This is a genomic window from Streptomyces sp. NPDC005181, assembly GCF_040608395.1.
Lineage (GTDB): Bacteria > Actinomycetota > Actinomycetes > Streptomycetales > Streptomycetaceae > Streptomyces.
Map to the genome: position 1 here is coordinate 1 of NZ_JBEXID010000144.1, position 10434 is coordinate 10434.

Consider the following 10434-nt stretch of genomic DNA (forward strand, 5'->3'; position numbering starts at 1 on the left):
CACCCCTTTCAATCAAGTGCTCTGGATCACACTAGCATCGGTGTATGTCACCACGCTGGGAACCAAACCCCGATGTCCGCACCGGGCGTCACGTCGCCTACAACCTTCACGCTCACTTGGTGTTCGTTACCAAATACCGCAGAGACGTCTTCGAAGCGAAACCTCTGCGGGGCGCGGCCGTCACCGCAAAACCGCTCCCAGCCCCCTGATTCAGCCGGCGGAAATCCTCCACAGCCACAGCCACGAACCCGCCCAACCGCACACCCGGGACGAACGCGCGGGCTCCGGATGGCAGCACCACATCGCCGTTGGGCTCGCAGCAGTCGAGACTTTCTCACGGCACGAGGAAGCACCGACCGCATGGACCGCTCAGGGACAGCAACTGACCGAACCGATCACAGAGGACACCACTCCGACGACTTCATGCTGGTCGGACAAGCTCGTGCGGCATGAGGTGACACCCCGCCAGACCGTGCCCGGGGTGCACTGCGCTCAGGACCTCGACACACGGCACGGCGGGCCGCGTGACGAGCGCGATCGACCCGAATCAGGGACTGCCCATAGCTTGACTCTGTCGGGGATCTTGGTGTTTCCCGGTACGGCACATGATCGACGGGCATGCTTGGGGCAACTTCGAAGGCCGACACAGTAGTTGAGGTGACCGTTGTCCGTCCGTCCCCGTTCCGGTGAGCAGATCCCGTCCCTGACCGCGCGGGTTGCGCGGGCGAGCAACCCGGGCGGGACGAGGCACCGCCCCGCACCTGCTGACCGGCCTGGCCGGCGAGGAGTGGGGACGCCGCTCCGGCCGTCCGGTCCGCCTGGGCAAGAACCCCACCCGGCCCAAGACCAGGATCAACACCACCGGCGAGGACGCCTGCCGGCTGCTGGAGCATCTCTACCGGCACGGGGCAGACCGCGCATTCGGGCCCCGGGGCCAGGCTCTGGGGCAGATCGTGGTGCAGAACTACTACCGCGACGCGGCAGGCCGCCTGCGCTGGCGCACCGCCGCTGACGGCGGGCTGCCGCCCTCGTCCCGGGCGATCGTCTCCCCCTACGACACCGAGGCCCGCTATGCCCGCCGCGGGCAGACCACCCGGTGGAAGGGGTTCGTCGCCCATCTCACCAAGACCTGCACCCCCGGCGGCGCGAACGTGATCACGGACGTGGCCACCACCCCGGCCACTACATACGACGCCCAGGCCCTGCCCGGCATCCACACGCGCCTCAAGCGCCGTGGCCTGCTGCCCGCCGAGCACCTGGTCGACGGCGGCTACACCTCCCTGGTCCACCTGGAACAGGCCGCCCGCAAGCACCAGGTCACGGTCACCGGGCCGCTGCCGGGCAACCCCACCCGCCAACACCGCCAGAACGAGGGCTTCGGCCGGGACGACTTCCACATCGACTTCGACCGCCGCCAGGTGACCTGCCCCCAGGGCCAGGTCAGCAGAGGCTGGCACGGCCCTTACCCGACCTCCTCGCCCACCGCGGCGCCGCTGATCGTGGCACGGTTCACCAAGGGCCAGTGCCAGCCCTGCCCGGTCCGCCCCCAGTGCACCTCCCGCGAAAGCGCCCGGAACGTGGGCTTTCCCCCACGAGAACTCCGCGACCTGCAAATCCGCGTCCGCGCCGAGCAGCAGACGCCCGACTGGCAGGCCCGGTATGCGGTCCGCTCCGGAGTGGTGGGCACCGTCAACGAGTTCGCTCACGGACACGGCATGCGCCGCTGCCGCTACCGGGGACAGCCCAAGGCCCACCTGCAGCACGTCTTCACGGCCATCGCCGTGAACATCGAACGCCTCAGCGGCCTGCCGCCGACCGGCGAAGCACCCCCGCCCCGGCCGCCGACCGCCTTCCAGGACTTCCTGGACCAGCACGGGATCCCTCGACTGAAGTCTCGGCGGGCCGTCAGCGGCTGACCTCGACGACTGCAAGATCCCCGCCAGAGTCAAGATAGAGCTCGCCGGGGAAGACGCTGACGGCAACGGTCGCACCTTCACAGCGAAGGGGGAGAGCTTGCTCTCCCAGTAGACACCGGATGCAGAAATCGCCGTGTTCGTCAGCCAGCGGAGCGGGATGTTGTCGAGGACGTCGTCCCAGGTGAGGCCTTCGCGGTGTCCGGCGAAGGCCCGGGGCATCAGTTCCAGGCTGCGTGCGTCGCAGTCGGCTCTGTACGGCGCCACAGGACGGGAACCTGACATCTGATCACTCTTGAACTCGCTTGACTGGGCAAGTAAATTACAAGCGTGAGTGATGCTGATCCGCTGAATGTCGACGAAGAACGTTTCTGGCGCGCCCTGATGCGCGTCCTAATCGCGCTCCCGCGCTCGCTGGACGAAGACCTGCTGCGGACCACGGGCCTGTCGCTGACCGATTACATCGTCCTCGTGAACCTCTCCGAGGCTGAGAACCAGGAGCGGCGGATGACGGACCTCGCCGCGGCCTGCGCCCTGTCGGCGAGTCGGATCACCCGGATCGTGGAGACGCTTCAAGCTCGGGGGCAGGTGGTCAAGCGGCGCCATGAAGGCGACGGCCGGGGCCATGTGGCCTCGCTGACCCCGGAGGGGCTCAAACGTCTCCGGGCTGCTTACCCCGTTCATCTCGCAAGTGCCCGCAAGCGGGTCGTCGACCAACTCGACGGACGGTCCCTGCCCGCTCTGGTCAGGCAGTTCGAAGCCGTGGTGAAAAAACTCGACTGAATCAGGCAGTTGACGACCGCGTCTCGGTCCAGTCGACAATCACTGCGCTCGGCGAAGAACCACGCGCCGTCCTGCTCGAGGACAACCCGAGAAGCGGAAGACCGCTCTGGCTTGACTCTGTCGGGGATCTTGGTGTTTCCCGGTACGGCAGCATGATCGACGGGCGTGCTTGGGGCAACCTCGAAGGCCGACACAGTAGTTGAGGTGACCGTTGTCCGTCCGACCCCGTTCCGGTGAGCAGATCCCGTCCCTGACCGCGCGGGTTGCGCGGGCGAGCAACCCGGGCGGGACTACGGCGATGTGGGTGAGAGACCGGCTGGACGGCTTGTGGCACGACGAGGACTTCACCATGTGGTATCCGCGTGATGGCAGGCCCGGTGTTTCGCCCGCGCAGCTCGCCACCGTGTGTGTCCTGCAGTTCCTGCTGGATCTGTCGGACCGGCAGGCCGCGGAGGCGGTCCGCTGCCGGATCGACTTCAAATATGCCCTGGCCATGGAGCTGGACGATCCCGGCTTCCATCACAGTGTGCTGGCCGACTTCCGTGACCGCCTCGCCCAGGACGACCGTGCCGACCGCCTGCTCGACCTCGCACTGGCCCGCCTGAAAGACGCCGGGCTGATACGCGAACGCGGCACGCAGCGCACCGATTCCACCGATGTTCTGGCCGCGGTGCGCGACCTGACCCGCTGGAGTTGATCACCGAGGCGGTGCGCGCCGCGCTGGAGAAATCGCGGGCACCGCCCCGCACCTGCTGACCGGCCTGGCCGGCGAGGAGTGGGGACGCCACTCCGGCCGTCCGGTCCGCCTGGGCAAGAACCCCACCCGGCCCAAGACCAGGATCAACACCACCGGCGAGGACGCCTGCCGGCTGCTGGAGCATCTCTACCGGCACGGGGCAGACCGCGCATTCGGGCCCCGGGGCCAGGCTCTGCGGCAGATCGTGGTGCAGAACTACTACCGCGACGCGGCAGGCCGCCTGCGCTGGCGCACCGCCGCTGACGGCGGGCTGCCGCCCTCGTCCCGGGCGATCGTCTCCCCCAAGCGACTCAGAATCCGCTACGAGATACGCGCCGACCTTCACCTGGGTCTACTCCAACTCGCGTGCAGCATCATCTGCTTGAGACGACTCCGAACCTCATTCTGAAACCATCAGTTAGGCCGGCACCCCGGCAATGCGGCGGAACGTCACGTCCAGACGCGAGGTGATCGTCCGAAGTGTCTTGTCCAGATCGGCATCACGACGCGGAAGCGGGACCAGGCCAGCCAGGCGCACCACAGAATAGTCTTGCGGCGCTGGATGGTCGGTCCGTCGCCGAGTTCGTACGGCCACCGTGTGATGGTCGCAGCCGGCCAGCTCGACCGCGGCGCGGGCCTGCTGTTCTTCACCCGCCCGAGCCTCGCCGAGCGGGTTGCGTCCAAAGCGAGCGGGGAGATATCTGGCCGCACATGAGGAATCCCGAGGCCGTCAGTAGGGCGATAACCCGCCCCTGGGGGAACTTGTCATGACCGCCGTCAGGTGACGACAGCGCCTGAGGGGAAGCAGCCCTGCCAGACACGGCGAACACCTTGGGGCCGAAGCCAGCGGGAGCCCGTGCACGCCGTCTCTGGGCTCGATGGTGGTTCATTATCGGCCGGGCCGGACAAGCAGAAAGATGGCTGTCGCGCGAGCCCCCGCTCAATGACACACCTTCTCATGCACGCTGGAATGGATCGACAATGGCTTCAGCCGGTGGAAGGGGCTCCCTGGGGGTGAGGGTCAGTGCCTCCATCACGAGTTCTAGGTAGCGGTTCCATCCTTCGCTTTGCTGGCTGAACGTGGGAAGTACGCTCAGGAGCATCAGAAGGAGGCGCAACGTATCTTTCTCTGGGTCAAGGTCGGGTCGCAGGGAACTCTGCTCCTGGCCGCGCTGGACCAATCGGCTTACCGGGCCGAGAAACGACTGTGCTATTTCCAGTGTCATCCCTACTGGAAAAGCAATCCGCTCGTGAGCGGAGGTCCTCATAGCCGCCTCAAAAGCAATGCGTAGCCCTGTGCGCGGGTCTGGTTCGCTCTCTGCCCTTGTCAGAGCCGGTGCGACATCCGTCGCGAAAATATCCCAGATAACGCCTCGCACCAGGTCGTCCCGAGTCGGGAATCGACGATAAAGAGTGGCGATTCCGAGACCTGCTGTTCTGGCGATATCGTCTGCGGAAGCGTGCGGGTTCTCTCTAAGTACCGCGCGACCGGCATCAAGAATGCGCCGAGCGTTCCGGGATGCGTCACGGCGCAGCGTCGGCTGCTTTACCCCAGGGATATTTGACGAATCACTTAGCCCAGACATGACTGACAGATTAGCAGAGTGCCACACCGAAGCCGCGGCCTCGACGCCGCCGTTCCCCTGTCCGGGAATGGGAGGGAGGAACTGTGCGCCGGGCCGCCGCTTGAGGCACCGTGCTGGCTCAGGGTGTCAGTAACGGAAATTGCTCGGGAGGTTTGCCTCGCTGCGCAGCACCTCACCGTCGGGGGAGCCGACCGCCTGAGCTGCCTGCGCCGTGACCACAATCGGCCACTGCGTCTCCACCATGACCATCATCCCCTCGGACTTCTCCGGCACGAGGTCGGCCTGAGTGGCAGCCTCCCAGACGGGTTCTCCCATCCCGTGCGAGGTCATCATGTTGGTCAGCGTGCTTATGCCCTGCAGGTAGCCGCCCGGATTCGGCGCCTCCTCGATCACGCCGACCCACTCAGTGCTCACGTTGCGGTGGTACCACGGGGGCCGGAAGGTGTTCTCTGCAACCGACCATACGGAAGGCACGATGAGGAAGTCGATGTTGGGCAGGCCCGGTGTGCTGGTCACCGAAGTGAGCGCCGTCAGCATCGAAGGATCCGGGTGGTCGAAGCTGACCGTGCCCAGGGCCTGGAAGTCACGGAGCTTGTAGACGTAGGGGACGCTGTTCCCGTGCCACGCCACGACGTCCAGCGGAGAGTGGTCGTAGGTGGCGCTCCAGAGATTTCCGGCGACCTTGTGGATCACCTCGAACGGCCGCTCTTCATCGTCGTAGGCGGCAACGGGGGCGCGGAAATCGCGGGCGTTCGCCAGTCCCGTGGCGCCGATGAGGCCGAGTTCCGGGAGGGCGAACGGCGTGCCGAAGTTCTCGCACACGTACCCGCGGACGAACGCCGGGGCGTCTTCCTGGCCGGCGGCGCCCAGGATCTCGACGCGGAACTTGATGCCACGGGGTATCAGGGCGACCGAGCCGGGCTCCACGCTCAGCAGACCGAGTTCGGTGTGGATTAGCAGACCGCCCAGCTCGGGCATGATCAGCAATTCGCCGTCAGCATTGCTGAACACGCGATCGGTCATGGACGTGTCGGCCGTGTAGAGGTGGATCGCCATGCCGCTACGCAGGGTGGGATCACCGTTGCCGCCCACGGTCCACAGGCCCGAGACGAAATCGGTTCCTGCCGCAGGCGCCGGCCTCGGCGCCCAGAACAGCAGCCTCGGCTCTACGGGAACCTCCGTGAACGGCGGCGTGAGCAGGGTCGGATGATCGATGCGGTTGAAAGGCGGGTGCACGATCGACGGACGGATGCGGTAGAGCCAGGTCCGGCGAGTGATCGGCCGGAGTTCGGTGAACGCCGTGCCGGACAGCAGCTCCGTGTACAGGCCGTGTGCAGGGCGCTGAGGGTTGTTGCGTCCCTCCGGCAGCGTCCCCGCCAGGGCCTCACTGCTGTGCTCGTTGCCGAAACCAGTGGAGTAGCTCAGCGATGCCGCCCTCTTGCGGGCCCGTTCCCGCACCTGAGCCTCTGCCTTGATCCCCTCAGGGGTGATCGTCATTTCCAGATCCTTCCGCGTTGAACTTTGCCCGATACGTCCAGCCGTGCGGGCGTTGTGATGTTCGTGGCACGCGCAGTCGTAGATCAACGTTGCCGTCTCGCCGCCCCGTCGGATGGCCCGGCAGCTAACTGATACTGGTCTATCACTTGCCTCGTCGAAGCACAAGTGATAGACCTCTATCAGCAATGCGGGCCCGGGCTTTGCCTGGTCATCGGAGGAGATCACTTGGCCGTCCGAAACAGGGGACTGCCAGGGGCAGTCGACGCCGACCCCGCTTTGCGGGATCGACACACGGGGCGGGCGTTCGACTGGCCATGCGCCGCCTCGAGTGGCTCTCCACCCCTAGGGCATGGAATTGTCCTGAATTAATCGCACGCACGAGGCGACAGGCCTGGCAGGGAAAAGGTTTTCTCCCGCTGACTGCTTCAGGATCCTGACATTCGACGGAGGCATTGGACGGAATGAATAACATGCGCATCGCGGTGCTTGACGATTACCAGCACGTGGCAAGGAAGTTTGCCGACTGGGATTCCCTGAAAGCTCACGTTGAGGTATTCCACGGGCCTCTTCCTGGCGCGGACAAAGTTGTAGCGCAGCTAGCCGATTTCGATGTGGTGGTGGCGATGCGAGAGCGCACAGCGTTCCCGGCCGATGTACTGCGTCGACTCAGTCAGCTGAAGCTGCTCGTCACCACCGGGATGGGCAACGCCGCCATCGACATCCCGGCCGCCCACGCACAGGGCATCGTGGTGTGCGGTACGGACTACCCCCGCTTCTCGGCCGCGCCGGAGCTCACCTGGGCTCTGATCCTCGCTGCGGCCAAGAACATTCCCGGCGAAACGCGGCTGGTACACGAAGGCGGGTGGCAGCTGAGCGTCGGCTCCGACCTGGAGGGCAAGACGCTCGGTTTGCTGGGACTCGGCAGGATCGGATCCAGGGTGGCCCGGGTGGGCCAGGCGTTCGGCATGAAGACAGTCGCCTGGAGCCAGAACCTCACAGCCGAGAAGGCCGCGGAACACGGTGTGACCGCCGTGTCCAAGCAGGAGCTGTTCACCAGCTCCGATGTGCTGTCGATCCACATGATTCTCAGCGACCGCACCCGCGGCCTCGTCGGAGCGACCGAAATTTCCTCCATGAAGCCGACGGCTCTACTGGTCAACACCTCGCGAGGCCCCATCGTGGACGAAGACGCACTGGTCGGCGCCTTGCAGGCGCGACGGATCGGCGGTGCAGCGCTCGACGTGTTCGACATCGAGCCCCTGCCGGCACACCACGTACTGCGAAGCCTGGACAACGCCGTCGTCACCCCGCACATCGGCTACGTGACGGAAGGCAACTACGAGACCTTCTACAAAGAGGCCGTCGAGGACATCGCCGCGTTTGCCGCCGGCACGCCGATCCGCGTCCTTGAGTGACACGTCCGGGGTTCCATCCGCCCCGGTCAGACAACACGGCGATCCCCTCCCTTTCAGACGACAGCAACGCCACCAAGCTCGACCACAGAAGGGTCTCTCCATGAGTGACAGGCATGAAATCACCGAACTTCTTGCACGGTATGGGCAGGCACTCGAAGAACGTGACGGAGAAGCCCTCGCGGAACTGTTCGCCCCGGATGGGGAATTCCAGATATTCAGCCGGCATGGCCGAGATGAGTACATCGCACACGGCGCGGACGTGATCGGCCGCGCCACTATCCGCGCCATGATGCAGAACAGCTCCCTGCCTGCCGGGCGCGGCATGCATTACCTGACCACCGATCACATCGTGGAAATCACCGGGGACACGGCGCGAATGCGCGCCCAGTTTGTGGTAGTGGAGTCCAATGCCGACGCCCGGCCGGAACCCGACAACGGCTGGCCCTTCGGATTCAACATGGTGCACGGGGGGCTGGCACTCACCATGATCGGCCGCTATGACTCCCACCTGCTCAGGACCGAGGACGGCTGGGTGTTCACGCTCCATCAGGTGAAGCATAATCTCCCGATGACGCTGCCGCCGAAGAAGTAATTCTCGCGGCGGATCCCAGCAGAATGTGTCAACTCCATGGCATGACAAGGCGAATAGTCTTCGCGGGCCGCCTGCGGCCCGCGAAGAAGACTGAACACAGGGCGGAGAAACATGGCTGTCTGGGAAGTTGTCCAGCTTTCGGTCGCGCAGGGCAGTGAAGACGACTTCGAGTCCGTTTTCCGATCGCAGTTGCCGATCCTCGAAGAGGCCGACGGTTGTTTGGACCTAAAACTGCTCCGCGCCGTTGACCGGGAAGGCGTGTTCCTGCTCCTTGTCCTGTGGCAGTCGATGGAGTACCACACCGATGTGTTTGTGAAGACCGAGGGGTTCACCAAGTTCTCCACCGCGGTGGCGCCCTTCTTCACCGCACCGCCCACCGTATTCCATGCGATCACCGTGATCGATGGTCTCTGAACAGCCGCCGTCCCACCCGATCAGCCAAGTAATGCGCGGAGAGAAATAATGAGTGCATCGCAGTCAACACCTTCTGATGGGTCGCTGACCGGTGACTTCCGTGACGGGCCCTTCGTGGGCCTGGGCTATCGGACGTCTACCCATGAGGGCGTGACCGACGAGGCGGGGAGGTTCTTCTATCAGGCCGGCGAGACGGTGACCTTCTTCATCAACAACCTGGTCATCGGCACCGCGGCTGCGGCTGCGCATCTGACGCTGGCGAGTCTGCGTGACAGCGCCGCGGCGGGGGATCCGGATCCCACGCTCCCGGGAACAGTCAATCGTGCGCGCTTCGTGCAGAGCCTGGGGCGGGAGGCAGACCTACACAGCGGCGTGACGATCGACAAGACCGTCCGCGACGTGGTCAGCCTCCATGCCGAAGACATTTCGTTCGAGCGCGACGCGGAGTCCTTCGCGACGTCGGACGCCGTCCGCGCGGTATTCAGCGAGCTCGGGCTCCGTTTCCGAGGATCTGCTGAGGCACGCAACCACCTGCGGCGTGCTCTTGCGGGCATCAAGCTCTTCCGGGATGTCAAGATCCCCACCCGCGACGGGAGCTATCTCCTGGCAGACGTCTTCCGCCCCCTGGAGGCCGGTTCCTACCCGGTCCTCATGCGGCTGGGGATCTACGGTAGAGCGTTCGAGACGGGGTCGGTCTTCAGTGAGGCAGACCACGCTGCGAGTGAGGAGAAGGAAGCCGCCTGGTTCGAGAAGAGCACCGACGGCATCTCCTCGTATTTCCGGTACTCGGAAAACGCGGTCAGCGCAAACGCCAGCACGTGGGTACCGCGTGGGTATGTCGTCGTCCGAGTGGACGGCCGCGGAGTGGGCAACACGCCGGGAACGCTGAATCCGTTCTCGAAGCAGGAAGCACTCGACTACTACGACGCCATCCAATGGGCTGCCGAACAGTCCTGGAGCAACGGCAGCGTCGGACTCTACGGCGGCTCGTACAACGCAACGATCCAGTGGAACGTCGCTGCTCTGCAGCCGCCCGCTCTCAAAGCGATTGCTCCCCTTTCATCGGACTCGGACGCCTATCGCGACCTGGCGTATCCGGGCGGTATCTTCCTCAAGAACTACCGCCGCTGGTGGTGGGAGGGGATGGTGGGCAAGGCAAGAGGCCGGAATGCTGACGCCGTAGACTTTATTGATGAGTTGGCCAGCCATCCGTGGGACGACGATTACTACGCGGGAGAGGGACTCCTGTCGGCTGATTTCGCCGGCATCGACATCCCCGTCCTCACGGCGGTGAGCCAGACCTTGATGATTCACTCGCGCGCCGGTTTCGAAGCGTTCTCACAGCTGTCGTCGCCCTTCAAACAACTGCTGGTCCTGGACGCCGCTTACAGCTCATACATGTATGAGGACTGCCGGCCCGAACTGGAAGCGTTCTTCGACCGGTTCCTCAAGGGAGAGGAGCCGGCCCGGGAGCCGTCGCCGGTCCGCATGATCATGC

9 protein-coding genes and 1 pseudogene are annotated in these 10434 nt (G+C 65.0%); 7 read left to right on the forward strand and 3 right to left on the reverse strand.

Annotated elements, in window-relative coordinates; genetic code table 11:
• Positions 1 to 716: 716 nt before the first annotated feature.
• The 3 genes from ABZV38_RS37665 (at position 717) to ABZV38_RS37675 (ending at position 3393) form a co-directional block, all read left to right on the forward strand.
• Positions 717 to 1916, forward strand: a complete 1200-nt coding sequence (locus ABZV38_RS37665; RefSeq protein WP_356333122.1) for a transposase — start codon at positions 717 to 719, stop codon at positions 1914 to 1916.
• 327 nt (positions 1917 to 2243) lie between these two features.
• Positions 2244 to 2696 (forward strand): MarR family winged helix-turn-helix transcriptional regulator, encoded by a 453-nt coding sequence (locus ABZV38_RS37670; protein WP_356333124.1) that lies wholly within the window; start codon positions 2244 to 2246, stop codon positions 2694 to 2696.
• A 304-nt stretch (positions 2697 to 3000) separates the two neighbouring features.
• Positions 3001 to 3393 carry a transposase gene (locus tag ABZV38_RS37675; protein ID WP_356333126.1) on the forward strand — a complete coding sequence of 131 codons (393 nt, stop codon included), beginning with the start codon at positions 3001 to 3003 and terminating at the stop codon, positions 3391 to 3393.
• Between the two features lie 460 nt (positions 3394 to 3853).
• Here ABZV38_RS37675 and ABZV38_RS37680 read toward each other — a convergent pair.
• From ABZV38_RS37680 to ABZV38_RS37690, 3 genes and pseudogenes are all read right to left on the reverse strand, one after another.
• Positions 3854 to 4020, reverse strand: a pseudogene (locus tag ABZV38_RS37680) (IS21 family transposase); the annotation flags it as partial.
• Between the two features lie 368 nt (positions 4021 to 4388).
• The gene (locus ABZV38_RS37685) at positions 4389 to 5018 is read right to left on the reverse strand and encodes a helix-turn-helix domain-containing protein (RefSeq protein ID WP_356333128.1); all 630 of its coding nucleotides are present in this window, start codon (positions 5016 to 5018) and stop codon (positions 4389 to 4391) included.
• 126 nt (positions 5019 to 5144) lie between these two features.
• Positions 5145 to 6515: a homogentisate 1,2-dioxygenase gene (locus ABZV38_RS37690; RefSeq protein ID WP_356333137.1), complete on the reverse strand. Its 1371-nt coding sequence runs from the start codon at positions 6513 to 6515 to the stop codon at positions 5145 to 5147.
• Positions 6516 to 6985: 470 nt separating this feature from the next.
• On the opposite strand from ABZV38_RS37690, the gene ABZV38_RS37695 reads away from it, so the two are divergent.
• The 4 genes from ABZV38_RS37695 to ABZV38_RS37710 all read left to right on the forward strand — a co-directional run.
• The gene (locus tag ABZV38_RS37695) at positions 6986 to 7930 is read left to right on the forward strand and encodes a D-2-hydroxyacid dehydrogenase family protein (RefSeq protein ID WP_356333130.1); all 945 of its coding nucleotides are present in this window, start codon (positions 6986 to 6988) and stop codon (positions 7928 to 7930) included.
• A 100-nt stretch (positions 7931 to 8030) separates the two neighbouring features.
• Positions 8031 to 8522 carry a nuclear transport factor 2 family protein gene (locus tag ABZV38_RS37700; RefSeq protein WP_356333132.1) on the forward strand — a complete coding sequence of 164 codons (492 nt, stop codon included), beginning with the start codon at positions 8031 to 8033 and terminating at the stop codon, positions 8520 to 8522.
• 111 nt (positions 8523 to 8633) lie between these two features.
• Positions 8634 to 8936: an antibiotic biosynthesis monooxygenase family protein gene (locus tag ABZV38_RS37705; protein WP_356333134.1), complete on the forward strand. Its 303-nt coding sequence runs from the start codon at positions 8634 to 8636 to the stop codon at positions 8934 to 8936.
• 150 nt (positions 8937 to 9086) lie between these two features.
• Positions 9087 to 10434: CocE/NonD family hydrolase (locus ABZV38_RS37710; RefSeq protein ID WP_356333135.1), on the forward strand; the 1348-nt coding region annotated here is incomplete at its 3' end.

Coding starts and splice junctions, on each gene's coding strand:
- ABZV38_RS37705 (WP_356333134.1), top strand. CDS start 8,634: ATGGCTGTCTGGGAAGTTGTCCAGCTTTCGGTCGCGCAGGGCAGTGAA.
- ABZV38_RS37695 (WP_356333130.1), top strand. CDS start 6,986: ATGCGCATCGCGGTGCTTGACGATTACCAGCACGTGGCAAGGAAGTTT.
- ABZV38_RS37700 (WP_356333132.1), top strand. CDS start 8,031: ATGAGTGACAGGCATGAAATCACCGAACTTCTTGCACGGTATGGGCAG.
- ABZV38_RS37690 (WP_356333137.1), bottom strand. CDS start 6,515: ATGACGATCACCCCTGAGGGGATCAAGGCAGAGGCTCAGGTGCGGGAA.
- ABZV38_RS37685 (WP_356333128.1), bottom strand. CDS start 5,018: ATGTCTGGGCTAAGTGATTCGTCAAATATCCCTGGGGTAAAGCAGCCG.